At 60.9% G+C, this 15,213-nt stretch carries 14 protein-coding genes; 5 read left to right on the top strand and 9 right to left on the bottom strand.

The genetic code is table 11. From position 1 onward, the window contains the following. Positions 1 to 113 precede the first annotated feature (113 nt). On the bottom strand, positions 114 to 1,115 hold the full coding sequence (locus tag QNM96_RS16355) for a Gfo/Idh/MocA family oxidoreductase (protein ID WP_283837679.1): 1,002 nt from the start codon (positions 1,113 to 1,115) through the stop codon (positions 114 to 116). 332 nt (positions 1,116 to 1,447) lie between these two features. Between QNM96_RS16355 and QNM96_RS16350 the strand changes: the two genes are divergently transcribed. After that, positions 1,448 to 2,188, top strand: a complete 741-nt coding sequence (locus QNM96_RS16350; RefSeq protein WP_283837677.1) for a ThuA domain-containing protein — start codon at positions 1,448 to 1,450, stop codon at positions 2,186 to 2,188. Between the two features lie 180 nt (positions 2,189 to 2,368). Here the strand turns inward: QNM96_RS16350 and QNM96_RS16345 are convergent, their stop codons facing one another. The 8 genes from QNM96_RS16345 to QNM96_RS16310 all read right to left on the bottom strand — a co-directional run bounded on the left by QNM96_RS16345 (position 2,369) and on the right by QNM96_RS16310 (position 11,007). Next, positions 2,369 to 3,478: a Gfo/Idh/MocA family oxidoreductase gene (locus tag QNM96_RS16345; RefSeq protein WP_283837676.1), complete on the bottom strand. Its 1,110-nt coding sequence runs from the start codon at positions 3,476 to 3,478 to the stop codon at positions 2,369 to 2,371. A 178-nt stretch (positions 3,479 to 3,656) separates the two neighbouring features. Next, entirely contained in the window at positions 3,657 to 3,860 is a 204-nt protein-coding gene (locus tag QNM96_RS16340; RefSeq protein ID WP_283837675.1) for a hypothetical protein, read from the bottom strand. Continuing rightward, positions 3,853 to 5,052, bottom strand: coding sequence for an ABC transporter ATP-binding protein (locus tag QNM96_RS16335; RefSeq protein ID WP_283837674.1), 1,200 nt, complete (start codon positions 5,050 to 5,052; stop codon positions 3,853 to 3,855). Before QNM96_RS16335 ends, QNM96_RS16340 begins: the two co-directional genes overlap by 8 nt. 25 nt (positions 5,053 to 5,077) lie before the next feature. Then, the gene (locus tag QNM96_RS16330; protein ID WP_283837673.1) at positions 5,078 to 6,109 is read right to left on the bottom strand and encodes a carbohydrate ABC transporter permease; all 1,032 of its coding nucleotides are present in this window, start codon (positions 6,107 to 6,109) and stop codon (positions 5,078 to 5,080) included. 1 nt (position 6,110) lies between these two features. Beyond that, a complete protein-coding gene (locus QNM96_RS16325; protein WP_283837671.1) occupies positions 6,111 to 7,127 on the bottom strand; it encodes a sugar ABC transporter permease in 1,017 nt (338 codons plus the stop codon). A gap of 2 nt (positions 7,128 to 7,129) precedes the next feature. Then, on the bottom strand, positions 7,130 to 8,602 hold the full coding sequence (locus QNM96_RS16320) for an extracellular solute-binding protein (RefSeq protein WP_283837669.1): 1,473 nt from the start codon (positions 8,600 to 8,602) through the stop codon (positions 7,130 to 7,132). Positions 8,603 to 8,888: 286 nt separating this feature from the next. Beyond that, a complete protein-coding gene (locus QNM96_RS16315) occupies positions 8,889 to 9,962 on the bottom strand; it encodes a TrmB family transcriptional regulator (protein WP_283837667.1) in 1,074 nt (357 codons plus the stop codon). Positions 9,963 to 10,026: 64 nt separating this feature from the next. Continuing rightward, positions 10,027 to 11,007 carry an aldo/keto reductase gene (locus tag QNM96_RS16310; RefSeq protein WP_283837666.1) on the bottom strand — a complete coding sequence of 327 codons (981 nt, stop codon included), beginning with the start codon at positions 11,005 to 11,007 and terminating at the stop codon, positions 10,027 to 10,029. A gap of 184 nt (positions 11,008 to 11,191) precedes the next feature. On the opposite strand from QNM96_RS16310, the gene QNM96_RS16305 reads away from it, so the two are divergent. From QNM96_RS16305 to QNM96_RS16290, 4 genes are all read left to right on the top strand, one after another. Beyond that, entirely contained in the window at positions 11,192 to 12,037 is an 846-nt protein-coding gene (locus QNM96_RS16305) for a hypothetical protein (protein ID WP_283837665.1), read from the top strand. A 101-nt stretch (positions 12,038 to 12,138) separates the two neighbouring features. Next, positions 12,139 to 12,786, top strand: a complete 648-nt coding sequence (locus tag QNM96_RS16300; protein WP_283837664.1) for a bifunctional 4-hydroxy-2-oxoglutarate aldolase/2-dehydro-3-deoxy-phosphogluconate aldolase — start codon at positions 12,139 to 12,141, stop codon at positions 12,784 to 12,786. A gap of 77 nt (positions 12,787 to 12,863) precedes the next feature. Beyond that, on the top strand, positions 12,864 to 13,970 hold the full coding sequence (locus tag QNM96_RS16295; RefSeq protein WP_283837663.1) for a Gfo/Idh/MocA family oxidoreductase: 1,107 nt from the start codon (positions 12,864 to 12,866) through the stop codon (positions 13,968 to 13,970). A gap of 66 nt (positions 13,971 to 14,036) precedes the next feature. After that, a complete protein-coding gene (locus tag QNM96_RS16290) occupies positions 14,037 to 14,990 on the top strand; it encodes a carbohydrate kinase (protein ID WP_283837662.1) in 954 nt (317 codons plus the stop codon). Positions 14,991 to 15,213 lie beyond the last annotated feature (223 nt).

The raw sequence follows: 15,213 nt of genomic DNA, 5'->3' as shown, positions 1-15,213 counted from the left end.
ATGTGCCCACTCTCTTATCGCTGTCCATCTGGAATAATCGTTCATCAGGTTCCGCGGTCTATACACTCTCTAGGTAGCTCTGATGGATCGATTAGTGGGTAGTTACTTCTTTATCATTTGGTTTCGATCGGTACTCGTTGACCGAGCCGTTCTGACTTATAGGCCGCCTCGGTGAGCGCCGTCGCGTAGAGCGCATTTTCGGCCGTGGCCGGCGGCTCCGTCCCGCTTCGAACGGATCGGACGAACGCGTCGACCTTTTCGTACGACGAAAGCTCGCTCTCGATCGACTTTCGGAGATCTCCCGCCGAGTCGGTTATCGTCACTTCGCGGTCGGTCCAGCCGGTCCCTTCGAGCAAACAGCGGCCGCCGTCACCACGGACGACGATCCGCTCGGAGACGTCGGGTGAATCTCCGGAGACGGTGATGTTCGCGACGGTTCCGCCCGCGAATCGCACCGCGAGTGCCGCCTGGATGTCTATCTGCGTATCCTCGTAGAACTCCATCTCCGCGCTGACGTGGGTCGGAACGTCCTCGAGCATCCAGATGATGGCGTCGAGCAAGTGACTCCCGCTATCGTAAAGCTGGCCGCCGCCGCTCAGTTCGGTGTTCGCCCGCCAGGTGTCGGAAACGTCTTGAATCCAGTCCTGTGTCAGTTCGGCGGTGACGACCTTTGGCTCCACGTCGCCACTCGATATTGCCTCTCTGATCGCGACGTACGCCGGATTCACGTGCCGTTGATAGCCCACCATCAGTATCTGTTCGTCAGTCTCCGCTCGCCGCGCGAGATCTCGCGCTCGCTCGAGGCCCGGCGTAAACGGTTTCTCACAGAAGACGTGAACGTCGCGTTCGAGGGCGGCGATCGTGTGATCGTAGTGGAGTTCGTGCGGCGAGCTGATCTGGACGGCGTCGAGGCCCTCGTTGTCGAGCATCGCTTCGTGGTGTCCGTACTGGTGGTCCGAGTCGACCTCGAGCGTTTCCCCGGCCCGCGTTCGATTGGCCATTGTGATGTCGGTGATCGCGGTAACCGCGGCGTCGGGGTGCTCGTGGAACTGCTTTGCGACGTGGGTTCCCCAGTCGCCGGTACCGATGATTCCGGTTCGGAGGTGTTTCGCCATACACCACCAGTTGCGATCCAGTTTGAAAAGCGGTTCCGGTAATCTCGGCGGCTGATAGGGTCGGTTGTAATTCTCTCCCGGCATGGATACTTAGTCGTCGGTTTCGCTCGGCGAAACTCGTTCTCCGCTGAGACTGGCTGAAAATAGGGACAACCGACCCTATGATACAATCTTCGCGTTTCGGACGGCCCCTCCGATTTTGGGATCGGTACGGACTGGGCCCGCAGCTCGGATGCCGCCCCCTTCTAGCTCTCGTTGCCCCAATCCTCTCTCATCGTGTGACCTCTCGAGCAAACCGAACGTATTTGGTCGTTGCCGGGTAATTACCGCCAATGACGACCCACGTTACCGTCTGGAACGAGTATCGTCACGAACGAGAGAGCGACGTCGTCGCAGATATCTATCCCGACGGTATCCACGAAACGATCGCTGATGCGCTGGCGGATGATTTCACCGTCGGAACGGCGACGCTCGACGAACCCGAACACGGCCTTACGGAGGACGTGCTCGAGGAGACGGACGTACTCACGTGGTGGGGCCACGCCGCCCACGACGAAGTCGAAGACGAGATTGTCGAACGAGTCCGCGATCACGTCCTCGACGGCATGGGCTTGCTCGTCATGCATTCGGGCCACTATTCGAAGATTTTCAAGCGGCTGATGGGGACAACCTGCTCGTTGAAGTGGCGCGAAGCCGCCGAGACGGAGCGGCTCTGGGTTGTCGAACCGAGCCATCCGATCGCCGACGGCCTCGAGGAGTACATCGAGGTGCCCGAGGCGGAAATGTACGGCGAACGGTTCGATATCCCGCGACCCGACACGTTGGTGTTTACCTCCTGGTTCGAAGGCGGCGAAGTGTTCCGCTCTGGCTGTTGTTACACGCGAGGTGCGGGTCGAATCTTCTATTTCCGGCCGGGTCACGAGACGTATCCGGTCTACCACCAGCCCGAGATCAGGCAGGTGCTCCGAAATGCGGTCGAGTGGCTCGACTCGAGTAGCCAAACCCATCGCACGTTCGGCAACAGCGATCCGATCGAGGAGATCGATACTAGCGACGATCGCACGGTCCACTAGCGATCCGTTCGCCGCCCCCTCTTGTGAGTCTCACTCGTTTAAATTGAAAGAACCACAATAAGATTCGATCATCTGTCTTCTATAATTCACGAAGAATGTTACAGCCATAGCTATGTAATCCTTCCCGGCGATCCTGTTCGGGTGCTTGCTTCCACGAATCGCTCGTCTGACCCGCTCGACCTATTTTTGTGGGGTAGCTGGCGTCTCCTGACGTGGCGATTTCGATCCGTCCATCACGATTGGCAGCCCGCTCTCGCTCGAGCGGTAAATGCCGTCGATGATTCGTTGAACCGTCAGCGCCTCCTCGACGTTGTCTTCGGCCGCTTCACCCTCGGCGATGGCGGTGAAAAACGCCTCCTGTTCGTCGCCGTGGGTGTCGTTCTCGGGCGTTCGAATCGTCGCATCCTCGAACTGATTCGGACCGGTCGACCGGACGGAGTGAATAGAGAGTTCGTTCTCGAGCAGATCGAACCGCGCGGCGGCCTCGGTTCCGCGGACGACGAACTCGTGGGTTGACGGTCGGTTCGTCGCCCAGGCCGTCTCGAGACTGATCGTCCGGTTGTCATCGCAGCGGATAAACGCGCTCGTCGAATCGTCGACGTCGAACCCTTCGGGACCGACGTCTTCGCCCCACATTTCCAGGTAGGAGTAGTCTTCTCGCTGTCCGAACTCGGATCTCGTCACACCGGAGAGCGCGTCGATTTCCGGGTAGTCGAGGATGTACAGAGCGAGATCGATCGCGTGGACGCCCAGATCGATGAGCGATCCGCCCCCGGAGATGTCCTTTCTGGTGAACCACGACCCCCGTCCGGGGATTCCGCGTCGGCGGACGTAGTTGGCTTCGATGTGGGTGATCTTTCCGAACTCGCCCTGTTCCAGTCGGTTCTTGATGATCTGGACGGCGTTCAAAAATCGGTTGTTGAACCCGACCATGCAGTTGCCACTCGAGTCGGCGGCGGCGGCCGCGATCCGTTCGGCGCTCTCGAGCGTGTGTCCCAGCGGTTTCTCGAGGAGGACGTTCAGATCCCGCTCGAGCGCGTCGACGGCGTACTCTTCGTGAAACCGGTTCGGCGTCGTAATCACGACGACGTCGACATTGTCGTAGAGGGCTTGATGGTCCTCGTAGACGTCTATCTCGTATCGCTGTGCGAAGTCTTCGCGGGCATCCGCGGCGACGTCCATCCCGCCGACCAGTGAAACGCCCAGTTCCTCGAGTCGCTGTGCGTGATGTTCGCCGATGTTTCCGAGTCCGACAATACCGGTCCGAATCTGTGTGAAGTTAGTATCCATTTATTGAGAGATGTTCGCAGTAGTTTCGTCACGAGTCTGTGCAACCGTCATCGATGTGGGAGCCGCCGATTCGTCGCCAACCGAGCCACCGGCTACCGATGTATTAGCGATCGCTCTTGGAGCGACAGGTGGCGTCGGGTTGTGCTCCGCCGCCGAACAGTTGTTTCGTCTCATCGTATCAGTACAGCTGCTGTTCTTTCTCTTCGCGTTCGCGTTCCTGTTCGTCCGCTTCGGCGAGTTGTTTCCGACCGCGTCGGTACTGCCGAAGTCCCGGAACGAATCTGTTCTTCAGATCTCTCGTAAACGAGACGATCCCGTAGATCCAGAAGAAAAACAGGACGAGAAACCCCCCGTAATACACGACCGGGACGAGACTACTCATCGGGACCACCAACGTTTGGTTTCCCCTGCTCGAGAGGTGAGTCCGCCAGATCTTCGATTCCGTGAGTGAGCGCTTCGCCTGACGCACCGTCGAACAGGTGAATTTTCGATCGATCGAGCGTGACGGTGACGGCTTCGTTCTCACTGATCTCGAGGTCCGGTTCGACACTCAGGAGGAGTTGGTTGGACGACGCGCCCATTCCTCCCTCGTCCGTTGGTGCACCCGATTCGTGCTCGAGGTCGAGGTAGACGAAGATTTCGTCGCCCATCGGTTCGAGGACGTCCGTCGTCGCCCCGATCGGTGCCGTCTCGTCGTCAGCGGATTGACCGATATCCGAGAGGTAGACGTCTTCGGGTCTGATCCCCATCGTGACGTCGTCGCCCACCGAAACGCCGTCGAGGTGTTCCGGTTCGAACTTGAGGTCGAAGGTATCCGTCTCGAGTCCGAATGCGGTGAGTCGCCCGTCGACGAAGTTCATCGACGGCGAGCCGATAAAGCCGGCGACGAACAGGTTCGCGGGCTCGTTGTAACAGACCAACGGCGGATCGATCTGCTGTAACGAGCCGCTGTTGATGACAGCGATTCGATCCGACATCGTCATCGCCTCGGCCTGATCGTGCGTGACGTAGACGATGGTCGTATCCAGCTCCTGGTGGAGGCGCTGGAGTTCCGTTCGCATGTGAACCCGAAGCTTCGCGTCCAGGTTCGCGAGCGGCTCGTCCATGAGGAAGACCGACGGCTCACGAACGATCGCTCGAGCGATCGCGACCCGCTGGCGCTGTCCGCCCGACATCTCTTCGGGCATTCGATCGAGCATTCCCTCGAGTTGGACGACATCGGTCGCGTGTTCGACGCGTCGATCTATCTCGTTCGTGTCGTAATCTCGCAGCCGAAGCCCGAACGAGATGTTGTCGTAGACGTCCATGTGCGGGAACAACGCGATGTTTTGGAACACCATCGCGACCCCGCGGTCTTTCGGCGGGAGCGTCGTGACATCCGCTTCGCCGATTTCGATCGTTCCGTCGGTCGGTTTGGTGAGTCCGGCGATCGATTCCATCGTCGTCGACTTCCCACAGCCGGAGGGGCCGACGAGACAGACGAACTCTCCGTCCTCGATCTCGACGTTCATCTCGTCGACGGCGACGACGTCTTCGTAGCGTTTCGTGACGTCCTGTAGTGTTACTCGTGCCATGTGTTTTGTCGTACCATGATTTTGATCACTCTTTGAGAGCCCCTGCGGTGAGGCCGCTGACGATTCGTTCCTGTGCGAGGATCACGATGATCACCACGGGAATGACGCCGATGATGCTCGCCGCCGCCATCAGGTTGAAATCCGTGGTGTACTGGTCCTGATAGCTCAATATTCCGCCGACCAGTGGTGACCACTGCTCGGGTTGGTTCTGGAGGGACATGATCGAACTGAAGAAGTACTCGTTGTAGACCGAGATGAACGTCAACACCGCGGCCGTCGCGATACCGGGCGCCGAGAGCGGCATGATCACCCGGAACAACGCTCCCAGTCGAGTCGTCCCTTCGACTCGAGCGGCGTCCTCTAACCCGTCGGGAATCTGCGCGTAGAATGTCGTAAGGATGAAGATGGCAAGCGGCAAGAACAGCGCGCTGAAGGGCATGATCATCGATCCCGGCGTGTTGACGAGCCGCGGTGCCGAGATGAGTTCCCACCCGACGAACGGGACGACGATCGCGTTTCCGAGGAAGGCGTCGAACAGCGGCACCAAGAACGCCGCGGGCGGGAAGTACGAAACCACCAACACGGCGAGCATCAGCGGTCCACGTCCGGGGAAATCCAACCGTCCGAAGACGTATCCCGCGAGGCTCGCGATAGCCAGAACGATGATCGTCGTCGCGGTCGCGAGCACGAAGCTGTTGAACACGTAGAGGTGGAACGGGACCTGCTGGAACACCTCGACGAACGCGTGGACGTTGAACCCCTGCGGATGCGGGAACGGGATCTCGGTTCCAACGAACGGGATCGGAACGCCCCAGTCCCCGCCGATGATCTGGCTGTTCGGCGTCAGCGCGAGGACGAGCAGCCAGTAGAAGGGAAACAGTGTGGTTACGAGGAAAAACCCGGCCGCCACGTAGAACAGCAACTTGTAGAGCCGATCGCGTTTGTCCTTGTTCGTTACGAGGCTCTGGGCCCAGCGCTCGAGCGGCCCCCCTTCGGGTTCGCTCGATGGCTGGCCCGTTGTCTCCTGTTCGGTCGACGATTGATCTGTCGTTGCCATGTTAGAGACCCTCCTTGTACTGTTGGTAGATGACGACCGTGACGAGCAGTCCGATGAGGGCCGCCGTTACGAACGCGATCGCCGAGGCGAGCCCGCGGCTGTTGTTGAAGGTCATGACCACCATACACGAGAGCGACGGGACGGTCGAACAGCCCGAAACGGAGTCGATGAGCCCGTACACTCGCATCGCGTCGATCGTTCGAAAGAGGATCGCGATCCCGAGGGCCGGAAGCACCAGCGGAAGCGTGATCATCTTGAACTGCTGCCAGCGGCTCGCGCCGGCGACTCGAGCGACCTCGTAGAGATTCCGGTCGATGCTCTGAAGACCCGCGAGGATCAGCAACGCCATGAACGCCGTCGTCTTCCAGATGTCGGCGACCGTGACGATCAACAGCGAACTCGCCGGATCGTTGAGCGTGTTGTTCTGTGCGATGATGCCCAGGGGCCCCAGGTAATCGACGAGGAATCCCGTATCCGGATGGAACATCAGGTAGAAGATCATCCCCTGGATAACGATGGGAATCGCCCACGGAATGATGATCGCGGCCCGAACCCATCGTCGCCCGCGGAAGTCTTGGTCCAATACCAGCGCCTGTCCGAATCCGATGATCGTCTCGAAAAAGACGCTCACGACGGTGAACACGAGCGTGACGATGAGCGCGCTACGGAGAACCCCTTCGATGTGAACGAACGGGAAGCTCCCGCTCGTGGTCACCCCTCCCGGAAGGAACGTGGTAGTTCCCGGCAAGTTCGCGTCCGCCTCGCCGGTGAACAACTGGACGTAATTCTCGAGGCCGACGAACTCCGGATCGCTGAGGACGTTCGTGTACAGCGACAGCTCGAACGTCCGCAAGAGCGGATACAGCGCGATCGTTCCGAGCACGAGAAACACCGGTGTCAACAGGAAGTAGGCGAACCCTGTTTCGCCGAGATTCTCCATCCACCGGACGATCCTCACGAGCGGACCCGAACGCTTCGATTCTCGAGCGGGCCCGCTCGGTTGATTTTCGGTGCTCATCGTTACGATTCGGTATCTTCGAGACTATCCTGCAGGTCCGCGGCGGCGTCTTCCGGGCTCTTTTCGCCGGCGACCGCCTGGTTCACCTCTTCGGCGATGACGCCCGCCTGATTGGTCCACTCGCTCGTCGACGGACGCGGCATCGCGTTCTCGCCGGCAACTCGGAGCGTATCCATGTAATCGCCGATCGGTTCGACGTCTTCGACCTCCTCGGTCTCGAACAGGTGCGGCTTCGGCGGGATCCAACCCCAGAGCTCGAACAGGCCCAAGTTGAGGTCGTCGGCCATCGCCGCTCGCATCACCTCGAGCGCTTCCTCCTTGCGCTCGGAGTTTGGGTTGAGGACGATATGCCAGCCGCCGAGTGCGGAGGTCGTTCCGCCCGCCCCGGGCTGGGCCGCGTCTTCCTCGGAGACGGCGTAGGGCATCGGCATCGCGCCGTAATCGTCCGCGGAGACGTCGTTGTCCTCGTCTTCGATCGTATCGACGATCGCGTACGGCCAATTACGCTGCATGGCCGCGTTGCCGCCGGCGATCGCTTCCCGGGCGTCCTCTTCTTCCCACGACGTGATCGAGGAAGTGGCGAGTCCGGTCGGATACTCCTCGAGGGTGTCCTCGTCGTGTTCGTCGGCAACGAACGTGCGCATCATGCTGAGCGCCTCGATGAACTCGTCCTCGTCGACCGTTATCGGTCGGTCGCCGACGGGACCGAGGAGGTTCTCCTCGCCGCCGAAATACGCGCCACCGAAGGAGGTCATGACCTCGTTCCACGTACAGCAGGCGGTTCCCTCGTAGGTCTCCCACTGGGTCGCCAGTCCGTACTCCGCATCGGAGTTGTCGACGATGTCTTCGGTGATATCGGCCCACTCTTCCCAGGTCATCGGCTCGGTCGCCCACTCCTCGAAGTCCTCGTCGTCGTAGCCTGCGCCTCGAGCGTAGTCCTTGCGGTACTGCATCGTTGCGTAGTCGGGGAACAGCGGCAGTCCGTAGAGGTCGCCGCTGTCCGGATCTCGAGCGGTTTCCGTGAACGCATGGAAGTACTCGTCTTCGATTCGCTCGAGTTCGTCGTCGCCGAGTTCGTCGCTGAGGTTTGCGATATCGCCACGTTCGATGAACGTGTTAACCCAGCCGTTGTCCATCAGGAACAGATCCGGTTCGGTTTCTTCGGCCTGGAGGAGGTTCGTGTAGGTGTCGCGTCGGTCGCCGGTGTCGCTGTCCCCCGGCTGGAGTTCGATTTCGGTGTCTTCGTCGACGCCGTTTTCGTAGAAGAGATCGAGTATCTCTTCGCCGACAGCGTCCTCTGCGTCCGGGTCGAAGCCGAACGTAACCCCGTCCGTGCTCGCACTGCCCCCGTAGATACAGCCCGCGAGGCCGACCGAGGCTCCGGTTGCTCCCGCCGCCCCCGCCGCTTTGACCAGTGTTCGCCGCGAAACGCCCGGTTCGTTTGTGCTTGTTCCCTGTGAGCCGTTGTCAGGCATGAGCGAATGTCTCGATTGTAAGTATTTATAATTAGTGGATAGGTTACAACGGGTGTAGTCAACAATCGGGAGTGGCGCGAGAATTGCCGCTCTCGTCCACGAGAGGCGCTACATATCCGTTCGGTTCGGAGCGTGGAATCGTGAAAATGCGGCGTTCGTCTACGATATTCACCCGCCGACGGAGCCGCTCCGAAGTCGTTCGTTGCGGCCGTCCGTTACTCGAGCAGTGTCGATGCGCATTACTCAGCAGTATCGGCGCACACTACTCGAGCGGTGTCGACGCGCACTACTCGAGTGGTTCGATCGTTATCCGTGTCGCTTCGATATCCTCGAGTAGTGCCGACCAGCCGCCGACGGTGTACGTTCCCTGATCGGTCTCGAGACTGATCGAAACTTTCCCCGCGAGCTGGGAGACGGGCGATTTCTGGTCGTCGCTTGCGTTGATTCCGGCGTAGGTCGCGTCGGTTATGGTGCCGTCCAACGTCAGTTCGCGACCCGTATCGGTTTCGAAGCCGTGAACGGTCGCCTCGATGTGGGTTCCCTCCGTGAGCAGCGGATCGATGTCCCTGACACATTGGCGCATGTCGACGTAGGTGATCGGCTCTCCGTCGTGTTGTTCGGAGTAAACCGATTCGTGAAACTCCCAGAGGCCGGTGAGAAAGTACCAGTGAAAGACGTACGCGTACGTCAGGTCGTTGACGATGATACTGTACTGATCCGCGGTTCGTCCGTGGGGCGAAAAACAGGCCCACGACCGATCGATCAGCGCGACGAACGGCGAGGGTAGTTTTCGGTATCGCGCTTCCGTACACGTCGTTTCGAACACGTCATCGGAGGGAAGCGACACGCCCTCGTCCATCGTCGACAGGCAGACTTTGACGTTGACGCCTCGCTGGTAGGCCTCCTCGAGCGCGTCCGAGAGCTCGTCGAACTGACCGATCGTCAGGGCGACTTTCACCTGATCCTCCGCCGATCGGATCAGTTCGTCCGTCTGTGCCAGCACCGTATCGAGGCGCTTGACGATGCTCACCTTGTGGTCCTCGAGATCGGGGCGGCTCCATCGCTCCTCGATTTCGTCGGCTGCGGTATCGAACTGGTCCGCCCGCGATCGCAGATCCGAGAGCACCTCGCTCGGATCGTGTGCCCGCGCGTGCAGGCTATCCTGCTCGTAGGTTTCGATGTAGCCGTCTTCCTCGAGATCCCGCAACACGTCGTAGATCCGTGCGTCCGGGACCGAACTCGCCTTCGCGATATCGGTGGCAGACGCTGATCCGCGTTCGAGCAGCGTCACGAACGCGTCGGCCTGATACGGGGAGAGCCCCGCATCCTCGAGTGTGTTGGCCAGGGTGTCGCCGTTCATGGTGTATACGTATGTGGTTTCGATTCACACACCTCAACTTGTCGGAACTCGGCCCGCCCTCCAGTCACCGGTCTTTCCCCGCTGGCGGCCACACAGGTCGTTTCGGTGCCTCGATCCGTTCGATTTCCTCGTCCGTCAACGAAACCTCGAGCGCGCCGACGTTCTCCTCCAAGTGATCCATCCGGCGCGGCCCGATGATCGGAGCGTCGACGAGGTCCTTGTGAAGGAGCCAGGCGATGCCGATCTGTGCCGGCGTTTTCCCTTTCTCGTCTGCTATCTCGGATATCGCGTCGAGCACGTCCCAGTTTTCGTCCGTGAACCGCGCCTGCGTGTACTCGTCCGTCGCCGCCCTGTTGTCCCCGTCGGGGTCGGCGTCCCGATCGTACTTTCCGGTCAGAAATCCGCCGGCGAGGGGCGACCACGGAATCACGCCGATGTCCTGATCCGCACAAACCGGCAGCAGGTTTCGCTCTTCGTGCCGATCGACCGCGTTGTACTCCGGCTGGAGACACGTGAACCGTTCGTAATCCTCGATATCCGCGGTGTACAACGCCTTCGAGAACTGCCAGCTCGCCATCGTACTCGCGCCGACGTATCGGACGAGTCCCTCCTCTATCAGGTAATCTAGCGCCGAGAGCGTCTCTTCTATCGGCGTCCGATCGTCCCAGCGGTGGATCTGGTAGAGATCGATATAATCGGTTCCGAGCCGCTCGAGGCTCGCTTTGCACTGGTCCAGAATATGCTTTCGAGACAATCCCTGCTTGTTCGGCCCCTCGCCCATTCGCGAGTAGACCTTCGTCGCGATAACGAGTTCGTCTCGATCGAAGGATTCGACAGCACGACCGACTATCTCCTCGCTTTCGCCGTACGAGTAGACGTTCGCCGTGTCGAAGAAATTGATACCCAGTTCGCGAGCTCGATCGATGATTTCGCGACTCCGCTCCTCGTCGTCGATCATCCACGGCTCGTCACTGCCGAAGTTCATACAGCCGAGACAGAGCCTCGATACCTCGAGGCCTGTCGAGCCGAGTCTCGTATACTCCATTCGAGTGCTACTCGACCGTCGCCGTATATAATGCTGGTGTGGGATCGGGGTACCGCGAACGGGTGTCGTCGGTTCCCTCGAGGGGAATGACTGGGGCTTTCCGCCGTCCAACGCGACCTCTTCGCCGAAGTACCGCCTCTCGAGGGCGCTACATTCAAGCGAGTGGCACGAGAACGGACGATCGATGACCGATCCGTTCGAGCGCATTCTCCGTCCGGAGCACGTAGGTGAGAATCGGTGTTGGCCGTGTACTATCGTAAACACCGCTATTCTCGCCCTCGTTGTCGCGATACTCACGCTCCGTCGCCGTCTCGCCGCGGGTGCCGTTCTCGCCCTTACCGGAACCGCGACGATCGTCTTCAGGGGGTATCTCGTCCCCTATACGCCCCGGTTCGCGCCTCGACTCGCCGCCGGGCTTCCGGGAGAACCGTTCGGCCACGACCGGGAGGGATCGCTGGCCGATAGCCGCGGTGTGAACCCGTCGGAATCGATCGGGACGGCCGAAGTCGGTAACGCGTCGAAGTCGACTCCCCCGAGCGGTGAGGATATCATCGCGGCGTTGCTCGAGTCCGGCGTCGTCGTTCCCGACGGCGAGGAGTTCGTTCTCGAGGACTCGTTTCGACGCGAATGGCGCGGGGAGATCGAGCGTCTCCGCGCCGGCTCGCCCGCGGAGCTCGCAGTGGTCGCGGACGACCTTACCTCACAGTCGGTCGAAACGCGCTCCGAGCGGACCTGGGGTCGGCCGCACGTCGTTCTCGACGGCCCCGGCGGAATCGTTTCATTCCACGAACCAGTCGTGCTCGCGGAACTCGGTGCGGCACGCGCACTCGAGTCCCGTCTCGACGACACGACGGTTCGCCTCGCCGCGGGTCGACCTCTGCGTCCGTTCCTTCGGGAGTGTCCGCGCTGTGACGGCGAGTTGATCGTTACACAGCGCACCTGTTGTGGAGAGGTGACACCGATCGGATCGTCGCCTGCGGAAAAGCTCGTCTGCGAGGTGTGTGAGGCGACACTCTTTGCGTACGAATAGCGAACAGCCCAAGCGCCGTGACCAGCTCGAACGTTCTGCCCGTCTCGTTCGTCGAGAACTGTCTAGTTAGGTTTTAAACAGCGGCAAGCCAACCACCCCGTATGGCAAATCACGCATCCGTCACGGATCGCCTGGTCGAAAGCGGCGTCATCGCCGTTCTTCGCGGGGTCGACGACGAACAGATCGTTCCGGTCGCTCGAGCGATTCACGACGCCGGCGTCAATGGAATCGAGGTCACGGCCGACGGCGACCGCGTCCGCGAGAAGATCGCCGCGGTCGACGAAGAACTGTCGGATACGGACGCGGTCATCGGCGCAGGAACCGTCCTGGACGCCCCGACCGCACAATCCGTGATAGACGCGGGCGCGAAGTTCGTCCTCGCGCCGGACGTCAACATCGACGTTATCACGACCTGCAACCGTCACGGCGTCGTCTCGGTTCCGGGCGTCATGACCCCGACGGAAGCCGTCACCGCGGTCGAGGCGGGCGCGGATATTTTGAAGATGTTCCCGGCGACGACGGTCGGCCCGGGCCACATCAGCGCGCTTCAGGGGCCGCTCGGTGATCTGCCGATCGTTCCAACCGGCGGCGTCTCCACCGACAACGTCGCAGACTTTTTCGACGCGGGTGCGCTCGCAGTCGGTGCCGGAAGCGCCATCGTCGATTACGACGCGATCGAGGCCGGAGATATGGACCAGGTTCGGGAGACGGCCGAAGAGTTCGTCGAAGCCGTCGACGCGGCGCGCTGAGCGACGCAGTTGCCTCTTTGAACCGGCCCTCCGTCGCATGGGAAAATATTAATTACGTCTCTTGTTAATAACGCTGTATGACACTCGATGTTGGCGTCCTCGGTTACCGGTTCATGGGTAAAGCGCATTCGAACGCTCTCGAGCGATTACCGATGTTCTTTCCGGACGCGCCGGATATCGAACGGAGCGTGCTCGTCGGTCGGAACGAATCCGAGCTTTCGGCGGCCGCAGACCAGTTCGGCTTCGATACGATTTCGACCGACTGGGAGGAGGTCGTCGACGAGGTCGACGTCTTCTACAACCTCGGCCCGAACCACGTCCACGCCGAACCGTCGATCGCGGCGCTCGAGGCCGGAACGGCCGTGTTCTGTGAGAAACCCCTCGCACCGACCCTCGAGAGCGCAGAACGGATGGCCGAGGCGTCGCGGGAGGCCGGTGACGATGTCCCCGCCGGCTGTGCCTTTAATTATCGGTTCGTGCCGGCAATCCAGTACGCGAAGGGACTCCTCGAGGCCGGCGAACTCGGAGAGATCCGTCACGTTCGCGGGCGTTACCTGCAGGATTGGTTGGTCGATTCCGACGCATCGTGGTCGTGGCGAAACGACGAGGAGATGGCCGGCTCCGGTGCACTCGGCGATCTGGGCGCGCACACGGTCGATCTCCTGCAGTTTCTCGTCGGCGATATCACCCGCCTGAGCGGGCATCTCCGCACGTTCGTCGACGAGCGACCGGTGGAGGGGAGCGACGAAACGCGCCCGGTCACCGTCGACGACGCCTACTCCGCGCAGGTCGAGTTCGACGACGGAGCCATGGGCACACTCGAGGCGTCCCGGTACGCGACGGGCCACAAGAACGATCACACGATCGAAATCGAGGGTTCGAAGGGAAGTCTTCGCTTCTCGCTCGAGCGCCTGAACGAACTCGAGGTGTGTTTAGAGCACAACCGCGGCTACGAGACGATTCTGGTGACCGACGAGGACGATCCGTATCTCGACCACTGGTGGCCGCCGGGTCACGTCCTCGGCTGGGAACACACCTTCGTCCACGAGAACTACGAGTTCCTCTCGGCAGTCGAGGCCGGTGAGCCGTTCGAACCGAGCTTCGAAACCGGGCTCTCGGTACAGCGCGTGCTCTCCGCTATCCAGGACAGCGACGAACGCGGCGAGTGGGTCGAAATCGAGTAGGACTGGTTGGGTATTCCTTTCGTCCATCTCCGTAACGCATTACTCACCGCTCTGTGAACTGAGCCTATGTCACACGAGGTGGTCGTTGCCGGTGAGACGTTGATCGACTTTCTCCCAAAACGACCCGGCCCCCTTACGAGCGTCGAGGGATTCGATCGCAGACCGGGCGGTGCGCCCGCGAACGTCGCCGTCGCGCTCACTCGACTCGAGTCGACGCCCCTGTTCTGGACGCGAGTGGGTGACGATCCGTTCGGCCGATATCTCGCGACGACGCTCGAGGAGCACGGACTCCCCGCGGACTCCATCGAACGAGACCCGGAGGCGAAGACGACGCTCGCGTTCGTCACGCACGACGAAATCGGTGATCGATCGTTCTCGTTTTACCGCGAGAACACGGCGGATACCCGATTCGAGTCCGGCACCGTCGACGACCGGACCCTCGCGTCGGCCGAGTGGGTTCACGTCGGCGGCGTCGCGCTCTCGAGCGGGTCCTCTCGAGAGGCGATGTGTGACTTAGTCGACCGGGCGTCCGACCACGGTTGTACGGTCTCGTTCGATCCGAACGCGAGACGGGAGCTCTGGCCCGACGAGGAAACGTTTCGACGAGTTACCCGCGACGTACTTACCGACGTCGACGTGCTGAAAGCGACCCGAGAGGAACTCGAGTTACTCGGCTTCGATGGGTCGTCTGGCGATCACGTCGCTCACAACGCGCTCGAAGTCGGCCCGCACACGGTCTTGCTCACCCGCGGAAGCGACGGAGCCGTCGCCGTTACAGCCCCCGAGGCACCCTGGTCTGGAACGGCGATCCATCCCGGGTACGAGATCGACGTGGTCGATACGACGGGTGCCGGTGACGCGTTCGTCGCCGGCGCGATCGTCGGATTGAACGGCGGACGCGGGCTCGAGGAAACGCTCGAGTTCGCCAACGCGGTGGCGGCGACGACGACGACGGCGACGGGCGCGATGACGGCGCTTCCGGATCTCGAGGCCGTCGACTCGATCGTCGGGAGGAATTGACTCGGGAGACTCGAGCGATCGACAAACGGCTGGAACTCTCTATCTCGTGTGATTTCCCCGTACTAGCGGATTCTGAATGTTGACTTCTTTCTACAATACTATCGAACTATATACTGCTGCTGGATGAGGCCCGTTGCTCTCGAATTTGTGCTGGGACTTCTTGTTCTTACTCTTTCGGATGCCTCCGAATAGCTTGATCGAAACCCTCCGAATCGGTTGATTA

The sequence above is a fragment of the Halostagnicola sp. A-GB9-2 genome, from assembly GCF_030068615.1.
Taxonomy (GTDB): Archaea; Halobacteriota; Halobacteria; order Halobacteriales; family Natrialbaceae; genus Halostagnicola.
This window is presented reverse-complemented; position numbering and strand designations above follow the sequence as displayed.